The following is a 25,024-nucleotide window of genomic DNA, read 5'->3' as shown; positions in this document are numbered from 1 at the left end:
ATTTCTCTATATATTGTATTACGTTTCAAAATAAGACACAAGATATATGTATAAATTCTTTCTTTTTTTAACTTTTACTTTTCGACATGATAGCCGTTTTTTTTCAATACAATGACTATGAAACAACATTCTAAAACTCATGTCAATAAAGTGCTTTTCAAAAAAGTTGTCAACGAATTTAACCTTATTTTTAAAAAAGTTAACAATATATTTTGTCATAAAACGGTAGATGCTGAAGAAATATATTTCTCCAGCATCACGCAAAAAAGAACAGATATGAAACTATAATCTGCTCTAAAAAACGATTACATTTATCAAATTTACCTTATTAAATATATTATACATATACTTTCGTTTTTCGTTACATACTAAAAGATAACTATTATAGAAAAAGATTATTATTATGGAACTTCAATTTATTTATGAAAAGTTTATTCAGAGTACTCAATGCGCAAAATATCTTTTACAAATATATGATGTGGATTTTCATCTTTATCAAGCATTGTACATACAGGAGCCTCTTCATCAAAGTATACAATCAGTCCTTCTACGTACTGATATGTATGTTGAACTTGTACAGTTACTTTAATTTCTATTGCTTCTTCATATGCTCTTTTTATTTTCTGAAGCATTTTTGCTGAACATTTTCGTTTCTCTGGATACATAACCATTCCCATAAATCGATTGCCGGCTCTATCTTTCCACATATAATCCCAATGTGGTAAAATGCCTTGTTTAAAATCGCCCATAATTCCCCTCTCCTTTATCTTTTATTTATCCCGCATGAAACGTCCGTTTGGTGAAGGCTACTAATCAGTGAGAGATGCCCTACTGATCAAAATTCTCCTTTATGAACGTGGCGTTTCTGAATATGTATAAATCACTTGCCCGCCTCGCTGTGCGTTACCAATGAAATGCTTAAAGTCTTCTCTATTTACAACAACTTCTCTGAACGTATAAAATACATCTTTCGTAACAACATACTCCTTTATTTCACCATTTTTTAGCTGATCTAAAATTGTATTTGCTAATTCTTTATCCATGTATTTCACCTCTCTGCAATATTTTATTTTATCTTATATTCTATAGGTCAACAACTGTAAATTTATCCCGCTATTTGCAGGTAGTCCGATTGGTGTTGACTACTAATCAGTCGTAGAATGAACAAAAAATCTTACTGATTAACGTTTCACTTTATCTCGTTGTTATGCCATGATTTTATTTTCGTTATTTCGCAAACAATATTGTTTTACTATATGTCCACTAAATATCATATACTAACATAGCTACTTCTCTATATCAAACATTTCGGCATTCAATTATGCAAAGTTCCATACCACTATGCTACAATATACAAATAGAACTAGGAGGGATACTATGATTCGGAAAGCAAAAAAGACAGATGCAATGGCAATAGCTCCTTTATTGTATAATGCTCTGCATGAAATTGCTGAAAAAATCACAGGTAGCACAGTTGAAGCAGAAGTATTACTAGGACTTGAGACATGGTTCTCAAAAGAAAATAACCGTCTGAGCTACGAAAACTGTTTTGTCTATGAACAAGACGAGAGTGCAGTTGGAATTATTGTCGCTTATCACGGTAGTGAAGCAACACAGCTTGACGCACCAATTGTACATCACTTAAGAGCATTACATAAAGATGAATCAATTACGTTAGAAAAAGAAGCTGAGCTTGATGAGTATTACATTGATACATTATCAGTTTCAAGTGCACACGGCGGAAAAGGGATAGGTTCTAAATTAATTGAAGCTGCCGAAATCTATGCAACTGAAAAAGGGCATAAAAAAATCGCTTTACTTGTTAATTTAGAAAACAAACGCGCCTATTCACTATACGAAAAGTTAGGTTATAAAAAAGATGAAATTGTTATGCTAGTAGGGGAACCTTATGCTCATCTCGTAAAACCATTAAACGTCAAAATTTCTATATCTTAAAAAGAAAGCACACGATTTATATAAATCGTGTGCTTTTATGTTAAATTTGTATTTAATATATTTCCATCCATCGCCTCGTGAAACGTATATGTTGTACATCCCCATGGCTCTCTGTGCAAAATAGGAGAACCAGACCAGACCATCGCTCTCAGTTCGGCACCAATTATTACATTCACATAATTATGACCTACAAGAGCTATACTTCCATGTACGAGAGCATAACGATGTAACAGGTAAGCCGCTTGCCTTACCCTCTCTCTTACTTCCTTATAAGACTCAACATCTTTATGGTAGCCAAGTATCCATAATGTTCGTCCAATGAACATCCATACCTTAATTGTGCATTTCAACCACTTCGGAGCAAAAAAGCATGAAGGAACTTCAGCTTCTCTAAAAAGAGAATTTTGCATAAAAGATAAAGAATCCGTCAATTCAGCTGCTGATTGTACAGCACGCCTTTGATCACTTGTTAAGACAAATTTCGCTGCTTCAATTGCCTCTATTGTTTCTATCGGCATTTTAGCTTTTTGTATCATTGACTCGGAATCATACTGTTTCATCCATTCGTGAAATGAATTAATTGTCATCGGTTCTCTTATACGACTTAAACAACCATGACGAATAAAAGAAATCTTCATTCTTTTCACTCTCCATTCATCACTTATGAACTCTATTATGCACTAGTTCTAAACATCATACCACGCAAGAAAATAAAGTTATATCCCTTTACATCTCTCCACCACTATCATGTGTTATCGAAGCATGGATACCATCCATCCCATCAAAATATGTACTCGTATCATATTGACGAATCTTTTTTAAATGCATATAAGAAAATAAAAATAAAATTAAAGCTATAACACTCCCCACAAATTCAAACATCATTTTACCGCCTCTAATTTCTCCCACTTCAGCAGGTTATTCTACTTTTTCATTATACCTCGATATAAAGATTCTCGCATTTTTGCTATTTTTTCTAAAAAACATGGATTTTCTACATATTTTCTTACAAAAAGTGAATATTTTTCGAATTTTTACTTTGGAAACATTTACAAAGTAGGAAATATGGTTCAAAATAGGAGGAAATAAAAAAACCCAAATTTATTCTTTTTTTGGGAAAACTGTAACAAGGAGAGTTGCTTATGCAGATCGCAGAAACTGGAGATATCATCGAATTTAAAGGTGGAATGCAAGGCCGTGTTCAAAAAGTAAATCAAAACTCTGTTATTGTTGATATAACAATTATGAAGAATTTTAGAGAACTAGATATGGAACCTCTTACAGTTGTAAGTCATAAAAACTATACTGTCATTAATCAAAATGCATAATATAATAGAAAGAAAGGGCCTGTATACTATACAGGCCCTTTCTTTCTATTAACGATTATCAATTGTTTCCGGATATAGATCGTGGTTCATCATGCGGTAGTCAGCCATTTGTTCATACTTCGTACCTGGGCGCCCGTAGTTGCAGTATGGATCAATTGAAATGCCACCACGTGGTGTGAATTTCCCCCATACCTCAATATAACGCGGATCCATTAATTTAATTAAATCGTTCATAATAACGTTCATGCAATCTTCGTGGAAATCACCATGATTGCGGAAACTAAATAAATACAACTTTAAAGATTTACTCTCTACCATTTTTTGCTCTGGAATATAGCTAATATAAATTGTTGCAAAATCTGGTTGTCCTGTTTTCGGGCATAAACTTGTAAATTCAGGACAATTGAATTTTACAAAATAATCACGGTTTGGATGATTATTATCAAACACCTCTAATATTTCTGGGCTATATTCAAATAAATATTTTGTATTTTGATTCCCTAGTAATGTTACATCTTTTAAATCTTCATCTAATCTTCCTGTCATTTTAAACATCCCTTCTCGTTATACGCCGCGCTTATTTCCCCATACTAACGCATGAAGCTGAGGCAATACTTTTGCATCATTCATCTCTTTACAATTTACAGCTTTATCAATCAGCCATTCATACTTATCTAATAAATTTTTTATAAGCATCGCATCATCCACTGTTTTTGTATCATCGTTTCCTACTTGTAAGAAAAATGGTACCTTTGGATAACGTTCGTGCATCTTAACTGCATATTCAAAATCATGATCATCGAATACTACTACTTTTAAACTAATATCTTTTCCTGCTAGTTTCTGAATAATAGCATCTAACTTATGAAAATCTGTTTTCATCGTTGAACTTGGTGGTTTTGGAGAAATTGTTACCTCATCAATTTGAAGTAACCAATCTTGCCATTTACTCCCTTGCGTTTCAATTGCCGTTCGCATTCCATTTTCTTTTAATATAGAAAGAAGAAACTCAATATTTTTCAGTAATGCCGGATTTCCACCTGAAATCGTAACATGAGAAAAATTTTCTCCTCCAATTGCAACAAGCTCATCCCAAATATCTTCTGGTGTCATCTGTCTAATTTGATCTTTAGCTGATCCATCCCACGTAAAAGCAGAATCACACCAAGCACAGCTATAATCACAACCAGCTGTACGAATAAACATTGTTTTTTGCCCTACAACCATTCCTTCACCTTGAATAGTCGGACCGAATATTTCTAAGACAGGGATTTTACTCATCAAGCATCCACTCCCGTCTTACTTCCGCATAACTAGTCGGCGTCTCAAATAGACGAACAAATTCAACGCGAGCTCCTTTATATTCGTTCACTCGATTCTCTTTTGTTAGTGCTTCTGCCATCTTTTCATAAATCCAAACGACCATATTTTCAGCAGTCGTATTCATTGCAGGTAACGTTTCGTTTAAATAACGATGATCTAGATAAATTTCGATTTCATTTTTCCAAATTTCTTTTATATCTCCAAAGTCAATTGCAAGACCTATTTCATTTACATATCCACTAATTCCAAATACAACTTTATATGTGTGACCGTGTAAGTTTTTACATTTCCCTTCATAACAGTGTAAATGGTGTGCTGCATCAAATGTAAATTCCTTGCTGACCATTACTCTTTTATTATGGTATTTGAGTTGTTTACGCTGAATATCCTTGTCCATTTTTTGCAAATTCTCTACGATGCGAAATCCAAAAAAGTTATCCATTAGTTATTCGCTCCTTCGCGTTCTTGTAGGTACGTATCTAATCCTGTTTTACGAAGTTGACATGCTGGACATTCACCGCAACCATCACCAATGATTCCGTTATAACATGTTAATGTTTTTTCTCGAACAAACTCAAATGCTCCAAGTTCATCTGATAATTTCCATGTTTCAGCCTTATCAATCCACATAAGTGGCGTGTGAATGACAAACGGGTAATCCATAGATAAATTTAAAGTAACATTTAACGATTTCACAAACACGTCACGGCAGTCTGGATAACCACTGAAATCAGTTTCACATACACCCGTTACAATATGACGTGCTCCAACTTGTTTTGCTAATACAGCAGCAAATGATAAGAAGAGTAAATTTCGTCCATCTACAAATGTCGATGGCAATTCACCTTCTTCATGTGTAATCTCCATATCCGTTCTGGTTAACGCATTTGGAGCAAGTTGATTTAATAGACTCATATCTAGTACCGTATGCTTTATTCCTAGTTCTTTTGCAATTTCCGCTGCACAATCAATTTCTAGCTTATGACGTTGATTGTAATTAAACGTTACAGCTTCTACCTCTGCAAACTGCTCTATTGCCCAAAATAAACATGTCGTACTATCTTGTCCTCCACTAAAAACAACAACTGCTTTTTCTTTTTTCATTTCACTCATTCTCCTTCTCTACTATAAATAAGAAGAAAGAACGTTCTTGAACTGTCACAATAAAAAAACAAAACAATACCTAAGGATATTGTTGTTTCCATAGTTTTTTATAGAGGGAGTTCGCGAACCTCTCCCGCGCGATGCACGGAATTTCTTCTTTCATTGACACAGCTTATTGTAACATATTGTATACTAGCGTAAAAATTTCTGATTTTTCCGCTATTTATTATTTCATTTCTTTCATTTTATAGTATGATTAATTTAATCTAAGAAGAGAGGAGGCATCCCACTGAAATCCTTTATTATTTATCTCTTTTTAAATATATTATTCATCCTGATTACAATGCTCGTATATCATTTATTTTGGAATCAAAAAGGGAAACGCTCTCCTAAATTAAATTCAGCTATATTCATTGTACTCTGTTGCCTTGCTACCGTACTCTGTATTACATTTGCAGCAAAAACAAATAATGGTTTTCAATTTGATATGCGCCATATTGTATTAATTGTCGGTACATTAACGGGAGGGCCTATTGCTGGTGGTTCTATCTTAGTTGTATTAAACATATATCGCTTATTATTAGGTGGGGTAGGTGTTTTCCCATCTCTTATCGGTTCTGTTCTTCTATTTATTGTTCTACTATTAACATATAAATTTTTTAATCAAACTTCTAATCGTATAAAAATAACACTTGCTATTATCTACAGTCTCACATACGGATTTAGTTGGATACCCTTCTTCCTTTCAAAGGTTACAAATAAGACTGATTATATACTGCATATTATTGTGTATGAGTTATGTTCAATGCTTGGTACAATTCTAATTTTATATTTACTGCACATATTACAAACTCAAGTTCGTCTCCAAAACGAACTTATAAATGCTGAAAAGTTTCATTTAATTGGTGAAATGGCAGCGTCTATCTCTCATGAAATTCGCAATCCATTAACTTCAACGAAAGGTTTTTTACAACTGTTACAATCAGATACATGTACTGAGCAGGAACGAAAATTGTATATCGACATTGCCATTAACGGCATCGAACAAGCAAATCATGTTCTTACAGATTATTTAACCTTTGCTAAACCAAGCATTGAAAAAGAACAAACATTACAGTTAGAAGAAGAATTACTACATGCATTGTCGTTAATTACACCGCTTACTAATTTAACAAATGTACGTACTCATTATATAAAGCAAAGCACTTCTTTTTTTATCGCTGGTGAAAAGCAAAAACTAAATCAATGTTTATTAAATATTTTAAAAAATTGCATTGAGGCTATGCCAAAAGGCGGTGATCTTTATTTCACATTAGTTCCTGATCATAAGCATATTCAGTTATATATAAAAGATACAGGAGTCGGTATGGATTCAGAACAAGTAAAACGTCTTGGCTCTCCTTTTTATTCAACGAAAGAAAAAGGTACTGGACTTGGAATGATGGTCGTATTCAGTGTTGTTCAAGCTATGAATGGAAAAATTGATATTATAAGTGAAAAAGGAATCGGTACAACCTTTTTATTAACTTTTCCACTCATACAAAAAACGTGATGAAATACTCATCACGTTTTTTCTGTTCCTTCAACTAATTCAGCAAAAGCTTTCACTTTTCCGTGCGGTTGTTGATTTTCTTTACGTGCTTTCCAGGCGCGCTCTTCTTCTCGCTTCTTCTTAGACATGTTTTTTCAACTCCTTCTTTTCTTTCTCCATGTAGTATTCCAAAATAAGAAAGAAAACTATGCACGTATCAAAAAAGAAGTGGTTTCCCACTTCTTCCACTTTAGCGTTGCAAAATTGCATGTTTCGCCTCTTTTAACTGCGTAAGATGTCTTTGTTCATGCAAATCAAGAAATTGAACCCATTGATACAAATTCAGATCATTAAAAACAGGATGCTTTAATCCATTTTCAAATAAATCTTTTTCATCTATAACACTATGAAGCGCGTGTAATAGTTCTTGGCGTGAATGTTCTAGCAATTGAATTCCTTGCTGTTTTTTCATTAAAGTTTCTGTTGGTTGCATTTGCTGAGGAGCTTCTCGTTTATGTGTGCGATCAAGCGTAAGTTGGAGGTCTTTAAATGGAGTCATGTTTCTTTCCTTTTTTTGTAAAGCATATACAAGGGCAGACGTGACAGATTGTTCAACTAAATGCAAGTGGTGTAAAATTTGAATAATGCTCCATTTATCACGGCGTGGCTTTACATTCACTTCTGTGTCATTTAACATTTCAATTTCTGATAATAGCGTGCTTCGAGTAGACTGTAATGAGTTTACTAAACTTTCTAAACTTACATCCATATTAGATTGAAGCATACTTGTTCCCCCCTTTTGTTTGTGAAAAGAGGTGCTCCTTATTAGAAACACCTCTTTAGTATTCTGAATTTTCTTTTATTATCTCATCATTTTCCCATTATGTCGATGTTAAACATGTGAAAAAAAGCGCATGTTTTTTACAATTTTGTGTCGTCAATCGCATGTAACCATGCTTCAATTTCTGTAATAACACTTTTCACACAGCCTTCAGCAAATGGTGATGTTAAATTTGCAACTTCTACTAATTCTAAGAACGATTTACTTCCACCTTGTTGGCACAGATTCACATAATCTTCCCAAGCCTCTTGTCTATTATCTCTTGCACGTTTCCAAAATTGTAGCGCACAAATTTGAGCAAGCGTGTAATCAATATAATAGAACGGTGAGCTATAAATATGCCCTTGACGTTGCCAAAAACCACCGCGCTCTAAATAATCATTATCCTCATAATCACGATGTGGTAAATATTTCTTCTCTATGTTACGCCATGCTGTCTTACGCTCTTCAGGTGATGCTTCAGGATTTTCATATACATAATGTTGATATTCATCAACAGATACACCATAAGGTAAAAACAGAAGTGCTGAACTTAAGTGAGAGAAGTAATATTTATCTGCATCTTCTTCAAAGAATAGCTTCATCCATGGCCATGTAAAGAATTCCATACTCATAGAGTGGATTTCACATGCCTCATATGTTGGCCAATTATATTCTGGAATTTCAAATTTACGACTTTCATATACTTGGAAAGCATGACCTGCTTCATGTGTTAATACATCAATGTCACCAGATGTTCCATTGAAGTTTGAGAAAATAAATGGTGCTTTATAATTCTCAATATATGTACAATATCCGCCACCAGCTTTTCCTTTTTTCGCAACTAAATCTAATAAATCATTATCTAGCATGAAATTGAAAAATTCATCTGTTTCAATCGATAACTCTTTATACATTGTCTTTCCATGATCAACAATCCAATCCGCATCTCCTTTTGGAGTTGGGTTACCTGTAGCAAACTCAAAGTTTTCGTCGTAATAAGCTAACTTCTCTACACCGATACGTGCTTGTTGTCGCTTTCTTAATTCCGTTGTAACGGGAACGATATAATCTAGCACTTGCTGACGGTAATTAGCCACCATCTCCGCATTATAATCTGTACGGTACATTCTTGCATATCCAAGTTCAACAAAGTTTTTGAAACCTAAAGATTTTGCGATTTTCGTTCTCACTTTAACAAGCTCATCATAAATACGATCTAGTTCTTCCTCATTTCCAGCTAAAAATCCGTAGTATGCTTCACTTGCTGCTTTACGTTCGCTTCTTTCTTTTCCTTGCATAAACGGAATCAGTTGCGATAACGTTCTTTCTTCTCCAGCAAAGTCAATTTTTGCAGATGCTAATAACTGTGTATATTGCGATGATAATTTATTTTCTAATTGTAAATCTTTCACGACTTCATCTGAATATGTTTTTAAATCACATTCTGCTAGAGCAAATAATTGTTTTCCATAATACGCCTCTAATTCTTCACGAAATGGAGAATTAATGAGTGCCTTATAATATTTTGTACCATATCCTTGTACAACTGGAGAGAATTCATCAAAGAAATCCTGCTCCTCCTTATAAAAAGTATCCGTCGTATCAACAGAATGACGAATGTAACAAAGGTTTCCCATTGTACCAAAATCGTTGCGAATCTCATTAATTGAATGAATGACTTGTTTTTGTTCTTCTACAGTTTTTGCGTTATCAAACTTCTCTAAAGCAACAGTAAATTTCTCTTTTAACTCTTCAATATTTGGGCGTTTATATTCATAGTCTTTAAATGACATGAACGAGCCTCCTCTCCATTACATACCTTTATTATAATTCAATACGTATTCTCGAATCCCCTCTTAATTTTCAACAAATTTCGGCAGTGACTGCCATGAGTTCATTACAAATAAAAAAGCCTTGGATTTATTTATCCAAAGCTCCTTTGGAACATATTATTTTTCATACTTCCCAATTTTTTTTAATAAATCAAGTAATTCATCTTTTTCATCTTTCGTTAACATTTCAAAAGACTGATGTATAACTTTCTCATGCCCCGGAAAAATAGAAGCAATAAAGTTCTCGCCAGACTCAGTTAATTGCGCGTAAATAACACGTCTGTCATTCGGACATGGGATTCTCTTTACTAATCCCTTTTTCTCCAACTTATCTACAACATATGTAATGCTGCCACTAGCTATTAAAATGCGCTCACCAATTTGCTGGAGTGGTTGACCGCCTTTATGATATAGCAGTTCTAATACAGCAAATTCAGTTGGATTTAACCCGTTACTTTGTATAGATTTATTTGTAGTATCCATAACAGAACGATGTACACGAGATAATGCAATAAATACTTTTAAAGATTGAGAAATATCTTCTCGTTCATTATTTGATGTCATACAACTTTCAACCCTTCACTTAAATTCTCAGCAATAAAAAGAAAATACCACTTCATACTTCATGTGAATTCCGAATGAGCATTCACTCATCCATTTCCTCTCCCCTAATATATTAAAAATCATTCTTGAATAAAAACATGACAATTTTAACATAGTTTATATATAATGATAATAAAAAAAGAAGGAGTACCACATTTGAAAGTCAAATTCCAAAGCATAATTATATATATATTGCTTGTTATCCTACCGACAATAGGGATTGGTGCTACATTTTATTCGTATCATACATATAAAATGAAACAGGAAAACAAATTATCTGCTCATACAGTTCTCTTTTTATATAGAGATTATTTGGATCATCATCTTGGTGAAGCAATTTCTGCTTTAGACATGCTTGCAAAAGTTGTAGGCACCGAGACTGGTAATATAAATGGCATTAAACAAATTGTACATGATACAGATGGAAACGATGCACGCTTTTCTGGTCTATATTACGCTACACCAGAAGGAGTCATTACAATCGCATCTGAAGATGAATCAAAGCCTATAGATGTTTCAGACCGTAAATATATTCAAGACGCGCTCCAAACTAAAAAAACCACTGTATCATCAGTCATTACTGATCGCGTTCTTGGACATAAAGCTATTATGATTGCTGCCCCCATATTTAATAAACAGAAGGAGCTCTCAGGATTATTATTAGCTAGTTTACGCTTTGATTACATTTCCTCTTCTTTAAATGCCATTAAACCACAATACCATTTTGAGGTAACTGATAAACATGATGTAGTTTTTCTAACCGATGATAATAACGACACAAGTGATACGCATTCTAATATGCTTACTACCCCACTCCAAAGATTAAATTGGAAGGTCTCTGTTTCTCCATTACCCATTCATCAAAAAACCTTATACCAGTGGGTTGCAATAGAGTGTATAGCTACTTTATTTTTAATGTCTATTTTATTTTTGCTTGCTCAATATATGTTGTTAAAACGTCAAACAAAACTTGAAAGACAACAAAATGAACTACAGAAAATTGAATTAGTTGGAACTTTTGCAGCGAGTACAGCACACGAAATCCGTAATCCTCTTACTGGAATTAAAGGACTCGTCGCTCTATTAAAAGAGAAATATAAAGATGAACAAGATCAGTTCTACTTTTCCGTAATTGAACAAGAAATAGAGCGAATCAATGAAATTGTAAGTGAATTTCTTATTCTAGGAAAGCCAACCGCCATCATCGAACAAACATATGATGTAAGAACAATTCTAAATGAGGTAGCATTAATTATTCAATCTGAGGCGAATTTACATAACATTGTATTCCATTTACATTTGCCAGACCATCCTGTTCATATCCGTTGTTCGAAAGACCATATGAAACAAGTGGTTTTAAACATTACCAAAAATGCAATTGAGGCCATGACTTCTAATGATACACTAACCATTGTAGTAAAAAACAATGAAACACACGCACAACTGCATATTACAGATACTGGAAAAGGGATTCCGCAACATATTCAAAAACACCTCTTTCATCCGTTCTTTACTAATAAAGATACTGGAACAGGTCTTGGACTTGTCATATGTAAACGAATTGTAGAGATGTATAATGGGCATATTTTTATCGACAGTACAGAAAATGAAGGAACGACAGTTCATATCGAAATTCCGTTACACATAGTATAATTATCCTTATCCTATAAGGGTAATTATACTTATTTCATAAAACCAGCCACAAGCATTCGCCAAAAATTATTTGATTTTCCTTCATACCCGATTTGGAAAATAGGTATTTTTATAATTGAAAACCATTTCGGTGTTTGTTTTTCTTTATAACATTGATATTGTAAAATAAGCTTGTCCAATTCTTGACTAACTTGAATTGTCTCCCTACTATTTAGCCCACTTGTTAATCCTAGTTGAATCATTTCTTCACGTTTCATATGAATATCACGTGAAAGCTTTTCTAATGTGTACTTCCTTTTTACAGTAAACATCCATATCCCCCTTATTATACTTCCATGCTCTTAACTTCACTTCTCCATTGACTTTTTTTAACTACTTAATCATATGCAAATTTGAAGAATCAGAAAATTTAACATTTTCTCCCTGTAATTTACAAATCTTTACCCTCACTTTGAGAATTATTACAAATTATTCTATCTTTGTAAATACATTCGCAATAATAGACATTTTTTTCATCTTCTTTTTTTATAAATTCTACGTAAACCGGGGATTCTTAATTTTCCACCTACTTTTCTTCGACATTTTTTGTTTAATTTATATAAAAAAGCAAAACATAATGATGATTGATAAAGTGAAACTTTAATCAGTGTTTTTTTGTTCAGCCCCACTGATAATTAGCATTCACCAATCGGGTAGGCAGTGAATCTCCCACCTATCCAGCCCAATGTTGAGGTGGGAGTCTTACTACCCACAAATAGCAGGATAACAATAGAAAGGAAATATTTATATGCGAAAATATACGATTGCATTATTCATCATTGTTTTGTTTTTACCGTCTTTCTTATTTCCTATTCAAGCAAATGCTCATACGAATAAAGTTGCTATTGTCATTGATGATTTCGGTAATAATATGAAGGGGACTAATCAAATGTTATCACTTCCCATTCCACTCACTGTTGCTGTTATGCCTTTTCTTCCTTCCACAAAAGAAGACGCAATAGCTGCCCATAAGAAAGGCCATGAAGTTATTATACATATGCCAATGGAACCTATAAAAGGTAAAAAAGAATGGCTTGGGCCGAAAGCAATTACAACTGATTTAAGCGATGAAGAAATAAACAACCGACTTGAACAAGCCATTCAAGAAGTACCGCATGCAATTGGAATGAACAATCATATGGGGTCAAAAGTAACAGCGGATGAAAGAATTGTTCGCCTTATACTTGCTGCTTGTAAAAAACACGGTTTATTTTACTTAGATAGTAAAACGAATCCTAATAGTGTCGTCCCAAAAATCGGAAAAGAATTAGGAGTTCCTATTATTGAAAACCAACTATTTTTTGATGATGTGTATACAGCAGGACATATTTCAAAACAAGCCCAATTACTCATCAAAAAAATTCAAGAAAAACCTATTATGGTAGCTATCGGGCATGTGGGCCCCCCAGGTGAAATTACATCACGCGTTATTGAAACTTCTATCCCTAAAATTCGTGAGCATGCAGACTTTATTTTCTTATCTGATCTAGCATTATCCCCGCCTCCTGTTTCAAAATAAAGTTCATTACTCACATATAATCAGCCCTCACCAATTGGGCTTTTACAGGTAACACCCGCCCACCTAACTTCTTTGCTTTCACCAAATTTTGAGGCGTGGATTTTACTACCCACAAATAGTGGGACAAAAAAGTACCTATCTATATATAACAGATAGGTACTTTTCTTTTTAACTTAAATATAATCTACGTGACTCACTCTGAATCCTTTTTTCTCTATTTTTCCGATTAATTGCTTTAATTTTGTTTCATCTAACTCATCTGATATATTTACAATAACGCGGCGGATATATTGATCACCGTTATCTAGCGTAAATAGGCCACCGATATTATATGCTTTTAACAATGTCCCAAGCTCTTTAATCGTTCCCTTACAATCTTGTGTTGCAATGGTTAATATATAACCACCTGTTCGCATACCAAATGAATCTTCAATAACATCAAATATATTCGAATGCGTTAACATACCGACAAATTCATTATAATCATTTAGCACGGCTAAAAACGGAAGCCGACGAATTACATAAAAGGCTCTGAAGAAGGAATCCTTTTCAAAAATAAATGCATTGGAATCGTCGAGCATATCCCCTGCACTTACATGCTCTAATCCGCTATTGCATTTTTTTTCTAATAAATCTACTTTATAAATAATCCCCGTGAATTTCTTCTCATCTTCTGCTAATACCGGGATGGCTCGAAATCCCGTTTCGTTCATCATTTGCAGTGCCTCTTCACCAGAATCATTTATTTTGCAAAATGTTACTTGCTGCTTTGGCAGAAAATGATATTTAACTCGCAAAATATGTTCCTCCTTACATGTCAACATGTAATCTATATATAATAAGGAGACCTATATTTTATGAGTGAAATTATTTTTAAAACGCTTTCATTTATTTATTAACTTGTAGCTATATCACATCCATTTTTATATAACAGAGCTCCTTGCCCCCTTAATCATTAATAACTTTACATGATAGTTCATTAAATATTCTATACCCTCTAGCCATTTTTTCGCCTCTTCTGGCGTTTTTCCCCACACAATCATGCCGTAATTATGAACAAGAACTACTCCTCCACCTTCAATGAAATTCGGAACATTCCTTTCTAATAAATCAGCGAATTTTTTTTCATCTTCTACAATTGGAATTGTCATTTCTGTTATACCTTCTTTTCCGAAAACACGCTCCACACTGCGTTTATCGAACGTTACTTCTCCTTCTTCCCCATATAACTCTGATATTAAATGACTATCTACAGTCTGCACTTGTAAAATACATCCTGCACTACTTTTTTTATAAATATCCGCATGCATAAATGACTCTGCAGCTGGTTTTTCTTCATTTTCAAATACTGACTCGCACATGCAATTTACGACAATAAAATCTTCTTCCGAAAATAGCCCTTTATCTCTTCCTTCAACATTTACTAAGAATGTTAACGGCTCTTTTGACGTACATAGCGATAAGCTAATTTTGGTACCATAAAACCAATCACGAAGTGCCAATTCAGATTTCACATCTTTTAATTCATTCCATTTCTTCAGAAAAAATAACATTTCGTCACCCCCGGCATAATATTCATATAAGGTTCGAATCCTTTCTATGTAAAAGGAATATTTTTTGATTATTCTAAAAATTAATTGAATTATCACATGAGAACGCTTTTTTGTCAATATAGTTTCGTGGTTCTTCTTTAAAATAGGCTATTCATATGTCTATACTCCTATCTATTTCCTATTTCATTTTGTACATAAAAATACGCTACTCTTTAATTAAAGAATAGCGTATTTTCCTCATTTTTTATTCCGCATTAACGGGCAGCCCGATTAGTGAGGGCTAATAATCAGTGGGGAATGAACAAAACCCCCACTGATTAAAGTTTCACTTTATTTCTTTATTGCATTATATAAAAACTGTGCATATTGTTCACGTGTTACGAAATTATCTCCTAAAAAATTCCCTTCCCCATCGCCTTTTGATATTTTATTATCCACTAAAGCTTTCACATATCCTTTCGCCCAATGGTCATTTGGTATATCTTTAAAATTCTCTGCACTATTTTCATTTTCTTTTAACTGAAATACTCTTTGTAATACTACTGACATTTCATATCGAGTTAATACTCCATCTGGACGGAACATACCATTTCCATAGCCTGTCATAATTCCAGCTTGAACCACTGCATCAATAGCCGTTTCATACATATTTCCTTTCGTATCTGTAAATGCCGTTTTTGGTACTAGATTATTTTCTAATTTTAAATACCTTTGTATTAGAAGAGCTACTTGTCCACGAGTAATGTTATCACCAAATCCAAATTCACCATTTCCATAGCCTATAAATAATTTTTCTTTCGCTAAATAATTAATTGCTTCTTCTGACCAATGTCCCTTTGGTACATCTTTAAATTCTACCACTTCTGTTTTCTCATCTTCTTTAGACGTATTACCGTCTTTACTTTCTACTACATTTTGAATAACAGACCCTGTAAAGAAAATTCCTGTATCCGCGAATGGATCTTTCACACCAAATTCATATATTTTCTCACCTGGTGTACTCCATTTCACTACACCATTACTATACGTACCGTTATCGCTCTTCAGACGGATTTTCGTAGAAACCTCACCATCTTTTTCATATATAGGTACTTTTACTTCTTTATTTACTTCTGTTTCCTCTAAAAATACTTTTTGATTTTGGACATTAATATAAGCCGTCTTACTTAGTTCTATAACTGGTCGGACATCACGGATTTCATTTGCAACAAAACTTAGAAATACTAATTTTTTCAAATTACTAACTGGTGATAAGTCTGAAATATAATTCGCTTCTAAATCAAGCTTTTGTAAGTTTACTAAACTTGATAATGGCGTAATATCCTTTAACTCATTGTTAGGTAAGTGTAATTGTTTTAACTGTGTCATCTTACTTAGAGGAGTAACATCTTTTATTTCATTTTTCCCGATCCACAATTCTTCTAATTGCTTCATTTGCTCAATGCCGGATAAATCTTTAACTTTATTACGTGTTAATACTAAGTCTGTTAAAGGTAATGAATATAACGCTTTAATATCTTCAATTTGATTACCTGCTAAAGTTAAGTATGTTACATTTTTCAAAGCGCTTAATGGAGCAACGTTCGTAATTTTATTATTTGCTAAATTCAAGTAATCTAGTTGTTCCATTTTCGCTAATGCTGTTACATCTTCTATTTGGTTGCCTGATAGAAATAAACTTTTTACATTTTTCATTTCAGTTAGTGGTGCAACGTTTGTAATTTTATTATTACTTAAATCAAGAGATTCTAAATTATCCATCTTAACAAGTGGCGTTACATCTGAAAATTCATTACCACGCAAAGCTAAATGACTTAATTGCTTTAAGTTCGCAAAGAACGACGGATCTTTTATCTTCGCATTCGCAACTGTTAAAGATTTTAAATTTGGCATATATTTTAATGCACTATAATCAAGTATCTCATTCGTATTTAAAAACAAATCCTTTACTTGTAATAACTCTTCTTTCGTAATTGGTGTATTTAAATCTTTTCTATTAAATACTTTTTTATTCACAAGTTCTCTTAATTTGTTATCTGTTATCATATTTTGATTATCAACTGGATTATCCGTTTCCGTATTGCCTGAATTAGAGTTATCATCTGGTTTCTCTGTTTCTTTGTTACCTACAGTTGGATCTTTAATTTCAAATTGAACTTGATATTTGTGATCATATCCAATAGCTGGAATAAGTATATGCATTTGCATATTGTGCTTCTTCTCAAACTCACCAATTTCAAATTGAACTACTTTCGTTCCATTCTTCCTCTTATCTTCTGACAAAACCTTCACATCATGAAATACACCAGGCTGGTTTCTATCTTCTATTCTAAGATATTGAAAATAATCACTATCTTGCATTGTTACAGTGACAATTTTTTTGCCAGCTGCAATCGTTACTTTAGGATCTTTTATATATTGAGAAACCATAGATGGCTCATCTTTTTGGTCCTTATATATTTTAATCTCAGTATCATACGTGCGATCACTCGCTGCTGCTACCGATTGATTTGCTTCAACTTTTAATGCCGCTAATGCTGGAGTAGAGTACGTAGCAAATGGAATTGCTAATGTTGTCGCTACTACTAGCGCCTTCATGTAATTTTTTTTCAAAATAATATCTCCTATCATATATAATCTTTACAATTGATATTCATTATCAATTATCTACAAATAAATGATAATGAATATCATTATCATTGTCAATGAGAATATTGCATTAAATTTATATTTTTAAAGATAAAAAATAAAAAAGCCCTTTATTCAAAGGGCTTTTTTACCTATCGTATGAAGAATTTCACTTTTTTCCTTCTCATTGATGACACCGATTTTTTGCAAAATATTCGCGTACAATACAAGTTTATTATATATTCGTCCTGACATGTTCTCCCTTCTTTCCTTCGACCAACTTTTTTTGTATTGGTAAATTATATGAAAGAGGTGAGAAAATGTGTCCACTTTTTGCATAACTGCAAATCTTTTATTTTACGATTTACAGATAATAAAACTCCCTCCTAAAAATTAGGCGGGAGTTTATGTGCTTTCACTGTATTTAACAAACTGTCCACTGAATATTATGCTTCTTAAGTTCTTCTTCAAAGCTATATGGCATTTTTTTATCACAAATTACGTGTTGAATACGCGAAATTGCTGCTATACGATAATTCCCTTTCACGCCTACCTTCGTATGATCACATAAAATATATGTTTTCTCAGCTAATTTCATCATCGCCTCTGACAATTTCGCTTTCTCTAATTCAAAGCTGGAAACTCCAAAACTAGGTAATAACCCATCAATCGAAACGAACGCTTTATGAAAATGAAATTGCTGTATGACTTGCTGAGAAATAGACCCTGATACACGCGAATGCTTTGGAGATACTTTTCCACCTATAAACAAAACTTCACCGTGAAACATCTTTTTATTAATAGAAGAAATTAATTGTGTTGCGACTGGAAATGAACTTGTTACAATCGTTAAGTTTTTACGATGAACAAGGTATGGAACCATTTGAAGCGGTGTACTTCCATCATCAATTGCAATGACATCACCGTCTTCTACAAATGTCGCTGCTTTATAACCAATTCTTTTCTTCTCTTCTATATGTAGCATTTCTCTTTCTAACATTGGTGCCTCTACTCCAGCGCCTGGAAGTTGAACTGCTCCACCATACACTTTTTTCAGCTTCTTTTCACGATCTAATTCTTCTAAATATCGACGAATCGTTTCTGTTGATACAGCAAATTCTCTCGCTAATTCTGAAACCTTTACTTTCCCTTTAAATTCTACCTTTTCAAGAATGGTTCGCTTTCTTTCTTCTCCTACTACAGACATAGCTTCACCTCATTTATATCTCCCTTATAAACGTCCTTACTTATACAAAGCTATAATTTTCTTTATAAGTAGAAACTTCTTCATGAATATGAATACCGCGCTTTGCTAGCTCATCAAAAATCAATTGTGGATTTTCAAAGGCTTCTTCAGGCGTAACAACACCCACCCTATTTACATTTCCATTTGCAATTAACTCTGCAGCAATCCCAAATGGAATACCGACGTTTCTCGTATACGCTCTTAATTTTTCCCATCCTACAACAGAACCATCAGATAACGGATGTGTATGATATAACACATGTCTTTGCTTCTCATTATTTTTCATACCTATTACTTCTACATGAAGTGCATAACCATAAAGCTCTGTTTCTTGCCCTTCTTTCGATTGCAATAAATACTGTGAAATACAATCCATAATGCCTATTTCTTTCCCGTTTATTTCAATCTGATCATTACGCAATATGCCGTAATCATATAAAGCACGTACAAGTTGCATATTTTGCTGTGGCCAAGTTCCTCTCGTCTCTATCAGTTTGACACCTTTATTTTCTAATGCCTTTGCTAGCGTAATCGTTTCAGAATGCGGAATGATATACTGCGTTGCCTTACCATAAGGCTCTGGCAATTCTATTTCTCTCGGACGCGCAAACGGAGGTACTTGCTTAAATTCACCATCTTCATACACTGTACGCGATGGTAAATATGGATCATATTCATATGTCGTTGTCTCTGTAATTGATGCAGAAAAAGCAATCGGACGATACGAACCGTGACTTACACGGACAGACTCTACAGTATCCAATTGATTTGCTGCATGCATTGCCATCATTTGCGTTACACCCGGCGTCATGCCAAATCCAGGTAAACATATCTTTTCATTTTCAACAAATATAGCATGCGATTCATTTTCTTCACCAAATCCATTTAAGTTCACACCGTGACATCCTGCTTCTGCAATACAGCGGGTCGACAATCTGTTTAACTTTATCGTCGTACCGTCCATTACAATGTCATAACCAATCATTTTTGCAACCGTATCCTCGTGATCCGTTACATCTACTTTTACAAAATCAACACGAGGGTCGTTGAGCCATTCTACTACTTTACGGCCCTCTACCTCGTTAAAATCAGCTACTGTAATTGTCTCAAAAGATGAAAATTGAACTAAATCCAAAATAGCTTCGCGACAAATTTTACCTGCTCCACCTAAGCAAAACACTTTCACCCAATAACAGCTCCTTTAGCAATACTATCAACTAAGCGATTAATATCTTGTTCATGTACATCACCGATATTTCCAATGCGGAACGTATCTACTTTCGAAATTTTCCCAGGGTAAATAACAAATCCATAACGCTTTAATTCTTTATATAACTGTTGAAACTCGAATCCCTCTTTTGGATAAATGAAAGATGTAATAATAGGAGATTGGTATTCCTCATCTACTAGTGGCTTAAATCCGATTTCTCCCATTCTATTTACTAGTAGTTTTTGATTGTTGTAATATCGATTGTAACGCGCTCTTACTCCTCCCTCTTTTTCTAGTTCAAGTAGTGCTTGATAAAAAGCATGTACAACATGTGTAGGTGAAGTAAAACGCCATTTCCCATTTTGTTTTTCCATCGTTTCCCATTGATCATATAAATCAAGAGATAAAGAGCGTCCTTGCCCTTTACACTTCAATAATTCATCACGTTTTGCGATTACAAATCCGAATCCAGGAACCCCTTGAATACACTTATTCGCACTACTAATTAAAAAATCAATTTGTAAATCAGCAATGTCTATTTCAATCCCGCCGAAACTACTCATCGCATCAACAATTGTAACCTTTCCATACTGTTTTCCTAATTTACATACATCTACAATTGGATTTATAATGCCTGTCGTCGTTTCGCAATGAACAACTGCAATATGCGTAATCTCTTTATCTTCTTGCAATAACTTCTCTACTTCTACAATATTAGTAGGTTCCCACTCTTCTGTTTGACTGACCACTACATCAATCTGTAACATCTCTGCCATTTGCACAATGCGCTTACCGTACGCACCATTTGTACAAACGAGAATCTTCCCATTTGCCGGAATAACAGAACCAATTACTGCTTCAACTGAAAACGTACCGCTTCCTTGCATTAACACTGTTGTATATTTCTCTTCTTCCTTCGTCGCTAACGATACAAGTTTAGCTCTTACTTCTTGCACCATCGTATTATATTCATCATCCCACGTACACCAATCGTATAGCATAACTTCTTTTACTGATTTTGTTGTCGTTAATGGTCCTGGTGTTAATAATAAGTAGTGATTTTCAGTCATGATCCTATTCCCCTTTTATGAAATAATAAGTTCTTGTTTCTCGATATGTTCCATTACGCTTTCGAGTTCCTGCATCGTTTCTATCGTAAAGTGCGCCCCATTTTCAACGAAACGATTGCGAACTACTTCTATTTTTTCACGAAGTTCTACCGAATCCATATTCTCCACTTCCTCTTCCGTTAAACCGAGCTCGCTACTGCCAAGAATTACACCAACTGTCCACATTCCAGCATTTCTACCTTCTTTCATATCTGATACTGTGTCCCCAACTTTTATCATATGGTTCATCGGATACACACCAAGTTCCATTGCATTTTTATAGCACATCCATGGATATGGACGGCCTGCTGGAACATCATCTGGCGTAACAAGAAAATCAGGTTTATATCCTTGTAACGCTGCTTCCTTTGCTACAATATCCATCATTTCTCTCGTATAACCAGTCGTTGAACCAATTTTAATTCCTCTTTCACGTAAAGAAGCAATCACTTCTTTTACTCCATTAATCGGCGAAGCATAGCGTGGTAAAATAGCGAAGAGAATCTCTTCAAATTCTTCATACATCTCCTGAATGTCTGCTTCTGTTGGTAATTGTTGGAAAACACGATTCCACTCACTCGCAATACGAGGCATCTCAGTAAGTGCCCTTACATGATCTATTTTTAATAACCCCATTGGCTTACGAGCTTCTTCTGCTGTAATTTCAACGCCGCGTTTTTGAAAAATCTCCATGAATACTTCTAGTGGTGCAAAACATCCGTAATCAACTGTTGTCCCTGCCCAATCAAAAATAACTGCTTCAATTTTCATTCTGTCCATCACCTTTCTTACTTATCTTTTTTGCCATTGTGAAGTTCGGTTACGAAGTGCTTTCGTTCCCCATTCATATACAACTCTTACTACAATATTTGTAACAACAATAAGCACACTCATTGCAGCTGCTGGCGCCACATTTCCTGCATCATCCATATTTACGATTGATACGGCAGCTAGTTTAAAATCAGCTGCATATAGGAATACAACTGCCGATACAGTTACCATTGAATTTACGAAGTAGTACATTACCATTTCTAAAATTGCTGGTAAACACATTGGTACCGTTACTCTAAAGAATGTTTTATAAAATGGAATACCCATCGACTGCGAAACAAGCTCAAACTCTCGATCTAATTTCTTTAAAGCAGTCGTTGCCGTGACAAATGTTACAGAATAAAAATGAATGATATTTACTAGTACTAACACAGCGATTGTTCCGTATAAAGAATGAAACGGGTTCGTTACTGATAGTCCCAAAATTTGAATCGTTGGTTGACTAAAGAAAAAGACATATCCTAATCCGAGTACTAAACCTGGTATGGCTAAAGGAACGATAGAGAAAAAGTAACCTGTTTTTCGGAAGAATTGTAGCTGGTCTATTTTCTCAATTGCATATGCAAATACAAATGTTAAAATCGCCCCAATAACTGCTGTAACTGCTGAAACAATTACGCTATTTTTAAATGCTTCAAGTCCATCTCCTGTTAAACTCGAAAAATTAAAATGCTCAAATGTAAAACTCATATTATATGGCCATACTTTCACACTTGCAGCAATACCAACTGCCACAAATAACAGAATGATCATAAATGTAATCACACTACAGTATATGAATGAGATGACATCTCTTTTCTTATTAGCTATTATTCTGTATGGTACTGCTTTTGAAGATAAGAAATTCGCCTGCTTTCTTTGCGTAATACGATCAACTGCAAATGCGAATATAGCTGGGATTAATAAAATCATTCCAACTGTTGCACCCATCGACATATTTTGCTGTCCAATTACTTGTTTGTATACGTCAGTAGCAAGCACATTATATTGTCCACCAACAATTTTTGGTGCCCCAAAATCAGTGAAACTAAGTGTAAACACAACAAACATTGCACTAATTAATCCGTACTTTACACTAGGTAAAGTAACCGTGAAAAATTGTTTTGTTTTACTCGCCCCTAGCATATTAGAAGCTTCATATAAACGATAATCGGATCCTTGAAAGGCAATTAGTAATATGAGAAAGGCTTGCGGAAATGTATACATAACTTCAGCTATTACAATTCCTACTGGTCCATATAAAGGGATTTGTATACCTTCAAATAACCCAAACATTCCTTTCGTTACTAGCCCTTGATTACCAAATAAATATGTAAGTGCTATACCGTGCATCATCGTTGGTGCAAACAATGGTAATAACGCTACATACTGAAATACACGCTTTCCAAAAACATTCGTACGGGCAATTGCATATGCGTAAACGAATGCAATTGAAACTGAAATAATTGTTGTTGCGCCCGAAATCCATACCGTATTTTGTAAAGACTGAACTAAAGTTGGTGTTGTAAAATATTTACTGAAATTCGCTAAACCAATGAAAACTCCATCTTTATTATAAAAAGCTTGTGTAAATAGTTGTAATAGTGGTAATACAAGTATGACAAGGAAGGAAAGAATCATACCGATAATTACAAGCCTTTGGATCCATTCCTCTTTCCCTATACTTCTCTTAATCTTTTTTTTCGCACTTTCTACCTTGTAGTTTTCTAACATCTCCATCTATACAATGACCTTCTTTCCATATGACAACATATGATTTTCTGAGAAAGAGATTTGAATCGGCTTTCCTTTTCTAATATCAGCTACTTCTACTTCTGATGCTAATATATCCACTACAATTTTCTCATTATAAAGGTGTGTGTTTTCTTCTACGACTCGCACTTCCGTTCGATATACAGATCCACGAAATTCCATACTTTCCACAACTGTTTTAATACCGTCCTTTTGTACAATTGTTACATGTTCAGGACGAATTGCATGCTCTTCGTTATTTTTCGAAAAGAAATTAATAGAACCAATAAAATCTGCCACAAACGGATTGGCCGGTCTTTGATAAATCTCCTCTGGTGTTCCAATCTGCATAATTTCCGCATGATTCATTACAACAATTTTATCAGCCATCGTTAATGCCTCTTCTTGATCATGCGTGACCATAATAGTTGTTACTCCTACTTTCTCTTGCAAATCACGCATTTCTCTACGTAACTTTTCACGTACTTTTGCATCTAAAGCAGATAACGGCTCATCGAGTAACAAAATATCTGGAGACAGAGCGAGCGCACGTGCAAGTGCCACTCGCTGCTGTTGTCCACCAGACATTTGAGCAGGATATTTATCTTTTACATTCAGTAAATCTACAAGTTTTAACGCCTCTAGCGCTTTCTCTTTTACTTCTGCTTTTCCATATTTTTTTGTCTTTAAGCCGTATTCAATATTTTCAAGTGCTGTTAAATTCGGAAATAATGCATACGATTGAAACACCATTCCGAAGTTTCTCTTTCCAGGAGGTAATGCTGTAATATCTTTTCCATTCACAGCTATACTACCTGTTGTTGCCTCTTCTAGACCTGCTAAAATTCGAAGCAATGTCGTTTTCCCACAACCACTTGGGCCTAATAAACATACAAACTCATTTTTGTTCACAGTAAAAGAAATATCTTTTAACGCTGTAAATGCATCAAACTGTTTTTGAATGTGTTGAATTGATAAATATTCGCTCATTTTTTCTCTCTCCCA

The 25,024-nt window shown here is 34.2% G+C and carries 27 protein-coding genes and 1 riboswitch; of the genes, 5 read left to right on the top strand and 22 right to left on the bottom strand.

Going from position 1 to position 25,024, the window contains the following annotated elements:
* Nucleotides 1–431: 431 nt before the first annotated feature.
* Complete coding sequence (locus BHV55_RS07180) at nucleotides 432–749, bottom strand: hypothetical protein (protein ID WP_000502197.1); 318 nt, start codon at nucleotides 747–749, stop codon at nucleotides 432–434.
* Nucleotides 750–848: 99 nt separating this feature from the next.
* Nucleotides 849–1,043, bottom strand: coding sequence for a hypothetical protein (locus BHV55_RS07175; protein ID WP_000356684.1), 195 nt, complete (start codon nucleotides 1,041–1,043; stop codon nucleotides 849–851).
* Between the two features lie 334 nt (nucleotides 1,044–1,377).
* Between BHV55_RS07175 and BHV55_RS07170 the strand changes: the two genes are divergently transcribed.
* Nucleotides 1,378–1,956 (top strand): GNAT family N-acetyltransferase, encoded by a 579-nt coding sequence (locus tag BHV55_RS07170; protein WP_000619548.1) that lies wholly within the window; start codon nucleotides 1,378–1,380, stop codon nucleotides 1,954–1,956.
* Between the two features lie 35 nt (nucleotides 1,957–1,991).
* On the opposite strand, the gene BHV55_RS07165 is transcribed toward BHV55_RS07170, so the two are convergent.
* The gene (locus BHV55_RS07165; RefSeq protein ID WP_070757164.1) at nucleotides 1,992–2,594 is read right to left on the bottom strand and encodes a histidine phosphatase family protein; all 603 of its coding nucleotides are present in this window, start codon (nucleotides 2,592–2,594) and stop codon (nucleotides 1,992–1,994) included.
* Between the two features lie 88 nt (nucleotides 2,595–2,682).
* Complete coding sequence (locus BHV55_RS07160; RefSeq protein ID WP_000971063.1) at nucleotides 2,683–2,841, bottom strand: hypothetical protein; 159 nt, start codon at nucleotides 2,839–2,841, stop codon at nucleotides 2,683–2,685.
* 257 nt (nucleotides 2,842–3,098) lie between these two features.
* Between BHV55_RS07160 and BHV55_RS07155 the strand changes: the two genes are divergently transcribed.
* Nucleotides 3,099–3,284 (top strand): YkvS family protein, encoded by a 186-nt coding sequence (locus BHV55_RS07155; RefSeq protein ID WP_001165082.1) that lies wholly within the window; start codon nucleotides 3,099–3,101, stop codon nucleotides 3,282–3,284.
* Nucleotides 3,285–3,332: 48 nt separating this feature from the next.
* On the opposite strand, the gene queF is transcribed toward BHV55_RS07155, so the two are convergent.
* The 4 genes from queF to queC are packed head-to-tail and all read right to left on the bottom strand — an operon-like array spanning nucleotide 3,333 to nucleotide 5,711.
* Nucleotides 3,333–3,830 carry a preQ(1) synthase gene (queF, locus tag BHV55_RS07150; RefSeq protein ID WP_001986050.1) on the bottom strand — a complete coding sequence of 166 codons (498 nt, stop codon included), beginning with the start codon at nucleotides 3,828–3,830 and terminating at the stop codon, nucleotides 3,333–3,335.
* Nucleotides 3,831–3,848: 18 nt separating this feature from the next.
* Nucleotides 3,849–4,565, bottom strand: coding sequence for a 7-carboxy-7-deazaguanine synthase QueE (queE, locus tag BHV55_RS07145; protein ID WP_000036298.1), 717 nt, complete (start codon nucleotides 4,563–4,565; stop codon nucleotides 3,849–3,851).
* The gene (queD, locus tag BHV55_RS07140; RefSeq protein ID WP_000368414.1) at nucleotides 4,558–5,049 is read right to left on the bottom strand and encodes a 6-carboxytetrahydropterin synthase QueD; all 492 of its coding nucleotides are present in this window, start codon (nucleotides 5,047–5,049) and stop codon (nucleotides 4,558–4,560) included. The genes queE and queD overlap by 8 nt, the downstream gene beginning before the upstream one ends.
* Nucleotides 5,049–5,711, bottom strand: coding sequence for a 7-cyano-7-deazaguanine synthase QueC (queC, locus tag BHV55_RS07135; RefSeq protein WP_070757165.1), 663 nt, complete (start codon nucleotides 5,709–5,711; stop codon nucleotides 5,049–5,051). Before queC ends, queD begins: the two co-directional genes overlap by 1 nt.
* A gap of 93 nt (nucleotides 5,712–5,804) precedes the next feature.
* A riboswitch (PreQ1 riboswitch) is annotated at nucleotides 5,805–5,848 on the bottom strand.
* A 206-nt stretch (nucleotides 5,849–6,054) separates the two neighbouring features.
* Here queC and kinB point away from each other — a divergent pair.
* Complete coding sequence (gene kinB, locus BHV55_RS07130) at nucleotides 6,055–7,263, top strand: sporulation sensor histidine kinase KinB (protein ID WP_000964152.1); 1,209 nt, start codon at nucleotides 6,055–6,057, stop codon at nucleotides 7,261–7,263.
* Between the two features lie 11 nt (nucleotides 7,264–7,274).
* Here kinB and BHV55_RS27420 read toward each other — a convergent pair whose 3' ends face one another.
* From BHV55_RS27420 to BHV55_RS07115, 4 genes are all read right to left on the bottom strand, one after another.
* Nucleotides 7,275–7,391: a DUF6254 family protein gene (locus tag BHV55_RS27420; protein ID WP_000038355.1), complete on the bottom strand. Its 117-nt coding sequence runs from the start codon at nucleotides 7,389–7,391 to the stop codon at nucleotides 7,275–7,277.
* A 101-nt stretch (nucleotides 7,392–7,492) separates the two neighbouring features.
* Complete coding sequence (locus tag BHV55_RS07125; RefSeq protein WP_000941970.1) at nucleotides 7,493–8,026, bottom strand: DinB family protein; 534 nt, start codon at nucleotides 8,024–8,026, stop codon at nucleotides 7,493–7,495.
* Nucleotides 8,027–8,163: 137 nt separating this feature from the next.
* Nucleotides 8,164–9,858: a M3 family oligoendopeptidase gene (locus BHV55_RS07120; protein ID WP_048568823.1), complete on the bottom strand. Its 1,695-nt coding sequence runs from the start codon at nucleotides 9,856–9,858 to the stop codon at nucleotides 8,164–8,166.
* A gap of 156 nt (nucleotides 9,859–10,014) precedes the next feature.
* Nucleotides 10,015–10,461 carry a MarR family winged helix-turn-helix transcriptional regulator gene (locus tag BHV55_RS07115; RefSeq protein ID WP_000203336.1) on the bottom strand — a complete coding sequence of 149 codons (447 nt, stop codon included), beginning with the start codon at nucleotides 10,459–10,461 and terminating at the stop codon, nucleotides 10,015–10,017.
* A 195-nt stretch (nucleotides 10,462–10,656) separates the two neighbouring features.
* On the opposite strand from BHV55_RS07115, the gene BHV55_RS07110 reads away from it, so the two are divergent.
* Nucleotides 10,657–12,153: a DUF3149 domain-containing protein gene (locus tag BHV55_RS07110; protein ID WP_000865053.1), complete on the top strand. Its 1,497-nt coding sequence runs from the start codon at nucleotides 10,657–10,659 to the stop codon at nucleotides 12,151–12,153.
* 29 nt (nucleotides 12,154–12,182) lie between these two features.
* On the opposite strand, the gene BHV55_RS07105 is transcribed toward BHV55_RS07110, so the two are convergent.
* On the bottom strand, nucleotides 12,183–12,464 hold the full coding sequence (locus BHV55_RS07105) for an aspartyl-phosphate phosphatase Spo0E family protein (RefSeq protein ID WP_000495536.1): 282 nt from the start codon (nucleotides 12,462–12,464) through the stop codon (nucleotides 12,183–12,185).
* Between the two features lie 476 nt (nucleotides 12,465–12,940).
* On the opposite strand from BHV55_RS07105, the gene BHV55_RS07100 reads away from it, so the two are divergent.
* Complete coding sequence (locus tag BHV55_RS07100) at nucleotides 12,941–13,711, top strand: divergent polysaccharide deacetylase family protein (protein ID WP_001234107.1); 771 nt, start codon at nucleotides 12,941–12,943, stop codon at nucleotides 13,709–13,711.
* Nucleotides 13,712–13,884: 173 nt separating this feature from the next.
* Here BHV55_RS07100 and cbpA read toward each other — a convergent pair whose 3' ends face one another.
* From cbpA to BHV55_RS07055, 9 genes are all read right to left on the bottom strand, one after another.
* Nucleotides 13,885–14,508, bottom strand: coding sequence for a cyclic di-AMP binding protein CbpA (gene cbpA, locus BHV55_RS07095; protein ID WP_001264207.1), 624 nt, complete (start codon nucleotides 14,506–14,508; stop codon nucleotides 13,885–13,887).
* Between the two features lie 126 nt (nucleotides 14,509–14,634).
* Nucleotides 14,635–15,264: a class II aldolase/adducin family protein gene (locus BHV55_RS07090; protein ID WP_000896005.1), complete on the bottom strand. Its 630-nt coding sequence runs from the start codon at nucleotides 15,262–15,264 to the stop codon at nucleotides 14,635–14,637.
* Between the two features lie 330 nt (nucleotides 15,265–15,594).
* On the bottom strand, nucleotides 15,595–17,895 hold the full coding sequence (locus tag BHV55_RS07085; protein ID WP_002060989.1) for an NEAT domain-containing leucine-rich repeat protein: 2,301 nt from the start codon (nucleotides 17,893–17,895) through the stop codon (nucleotides 15,595–15,597).
* Nucleotides 17,896–18,316: 421 nt separating this feature from the next.
* A complete protein-coding gene (locus BHV55_RS07080; protein ID WP_000117667.1) occupies nucleotides 18,317–19,099 on the bottom strand; it encodes a DeoR/GlpR family DNA-binding transcription regulator in 783 nt (260 codons plus the stop codon).
* 40 nt (nucleotides 19,100–19,139) lie between these two features.
* Complete coding sequence (locus BHV55_RS07075) at nucleotides 19,140–20,324, bottom strand: saccharopine dehydrogenase family protein (protein WP_000862174.1); 1,185 nt, start codon at nucleotides 20,322–20,324, stop codon at nucleotides 19,140–19,142.
* A complete protein-coding gene (gene phnW / locus BHV55_RS07070; protein ID WP_048568821.1) occupies nucleotides 20,321–21,418 on the bottom strand; it encodes a 2-aminoethylphosphonate--pyruvate transaminase in 1,098 nt (365 codons plus the stop codon). Before phnW ends, BHV55_RS07075 begins: the two co-directional genes overlap by 4 nt.
* Before the next feature lie 15 nt (nucleotides 21,419–21,433).
* Nucleotides 21,434–22,228, bottom strand: coding sequence for a phosphonoacetaldehyde hydrolase (gene phnX, locus BHV55_RS07065; RefSeq protein ID WP_048568820.1), 795 nt, complete (start codon nucleotides 22,226–22,228; stop codon nucleotides 21,434–21,436).
* A gap of 21 nt (nucleotides 22,229–22,249) precedes the next feature.
* Nucleotides 22,250–24,007: a putative 2-aminoethylphosphonate ABC transporter permease subunit gene (locus tag BHV55_RS07060; protein WP_000425518.1), complete on the bottom strand. Its 1,758-nt coding sequence runs from the start codon at nucleotides 24,005–24,007 to the stop codon at nucleotides 22,250–22,252.
* Nucleotides 24,008–25,009: a putative 2-aminoethylphosphonate ABC transporter ATP-binding protein gene (locus BHV55_RS07055; protein ID WP_000006190.1), complete on the bottom strand. Its 1,002-nt coding sequence runs from the start codon at nucleotides 25,007–25,009 to the stop codon at nucleotides 24,008–24,010.
* Nucleotides 25,010–25,024: the final 15 nt, after the last annotated feature.

The organism is Bacillus sp. RZ2MS9, from assembly GCF_001816185.2.
GTDB classification, from domain to species: Bacteria; Bacillota; Bacilli; order Bacillales; family Bacillaceae_G; genus Bacillus_A; species Bacillus_A cereus.
Note: the sequence above shows the minus strand (reverse complement) of the source record. Positions and strands in the feature narration are given on the sequence as shown.

Coding starts and splice junctions, on each gene's coding strand:
- queD (WP_000368414.1), bottom strand. CDS start 5,049: ATGGATAACTTTTTTGGATTTCGCATCGTAGAGAATTTGCAAAAAATG.
- BHV55_RS07120 (WP_048568823.1), bottom strand. CDS start 9,858: ATGTCATTTAAAGACTATGAATATAAACGCCCAAATATTGAAGAGTTA.
- queC (WP_070757165.1), bottom strand. CDS start 5,711: ATGAAAAAAGAAAAAGCAGTTGTTGTTTTTAGTGGAGGACAAGATAGT.
- BHV55_RS07170 (WP_000619548.1), top strand. CDS start 1,378: ATGATTCGGAAAGCAAAAAAGACAGATGCAATGGCAATAGCTCCTTTA.
- queF (WP_001986050.1), bottom strand. CDS start 3,830: ATGACAGGAAGATTAGATGAAGATTTAAAAGATGTAACATTACTAGGG.
- BHV55_RS07175 (WP_000356684.1), bottom strand. CDS start 1,043: ATGGATAAAGAATTAGCAAATACAATTTTAGATCAGCTAAAAAATGGT.
- BHV55_RS07090 (WP_000896005.1), bottom strand. CDS start 15,264: ATGTTATTTTTTCTGAAGAAATGGAATGAATTAAAAGATGTGAAATCT.
- BHV55_RS07180 (WP_000502197.1), bottom strand. CDS start 749: ATGGGCGATTTTAAACAAGGCATTTTACCACATTGGGATTATATGTGG.
- BHV55_RS07125 (WP_000941970.1), bottom strand. CDS start 8,026: ATGCTTCAATCTAATATGGATGTAAGTTTAGAAAGTTTAGTAAACTCA.
- BHV55_RS07160 (WP_000971063.1), bottom strand. CDS start 2,841: ATGATGTTTGAATTTGTGGGGAGTGTTATAGCTTTAATTTTATTTTTA.
- BHV55_RS27420 (WP_000038355.1), bottom strand. CDS start 7,391: ATGTCTAAGAAGAAGCGAGAAGAAGAGCGCGCCTGGAAAGCACGTAAA.
- phnW (WP_048568821.1), bottom strand. CDS start 21,418: ATGACTGAAAATCACTACTTATTATTAACACCAGGACCATTAACGACA.
- BHV55_RS07155 (WP_001165082.1), top strand. CDS start 3,099: ATGCAGATCGCAGAAACTGGAGATATCATCGAATTTAAAGGTGGAATG.
- phnX (WP_048568820.1), bottom strand. CDS start 22,228: ATGAAAATTGAAGCAGTTATTTTTGATTGGGCAGGGACAACAGTTGAT.
- BHV55_RS07060 (WP_000425518.1), bottom strand. CDS start 24,007: ATGGAGATGTTAGAAAACTACAAGGTAGAAAGTGCGAAAAAAAAGATT.
- BHV55_RS07165 (WP_070757164.1), bottom strand. CDS start 2,594: ATGAAGATTTCTTTTATTCGTCATGGTTGTTTAAGTCGTATAAGAGAA.
- BHV55_RS07105 (WP_000495536.1), bottom strand. CDS start 12,464: ATGTTTACTGTAAAAAGGAAGTACACATTAGAAAAGCTTTCACGTGAT.
- queE (WP_000036298.1), bottom strand. CDS start 4,565: ATGAGTAAAATCCCTGTCTTAGAAATATTCGGTCCGACTATTCAAGGT.
- BHV55_RS07100 (WP_001234107.1), top strand. CDS start 12,941: ATGCGAAAATATACGATTGCATTATTCATCATTGTTTTGTTTTTACCG.
- kinB (WP_000964152.1), top strand. CDS start 6,055: ATGCTCGTATATCATTTATTTTGGAATCAAAAAGGGAAACGCTCTCCT.
- BHV55_RS07080 (WP_000117667.1), bottom strand. CDS start 19,099: ATGTCTGTAGTAGGAGAAGAAAGAAAGCGAACCATTCTTGAAAAGGTA.
- BHV55_RS07085 (WP_002060989.1), bottom strand. CDS start 17,895: ATGATAGGAGATATTATTTTGAAAAAAAATTACATGAAGGCGCTAGTA.
- BHV55_RS07055 (WP_000006190.1), bottom strand. CDS start 25,009: ATGAGCGAATATTTATCAATTCAACACATTCAAAAACAGTTTGATGCA.
- BHV55_RS07115 (WP_000203336.1), bottom strand. CDS start 10,461: ATGACATCAAATAATGAACGAGAAGATATTTCTCAATCTTTAAAAGTA.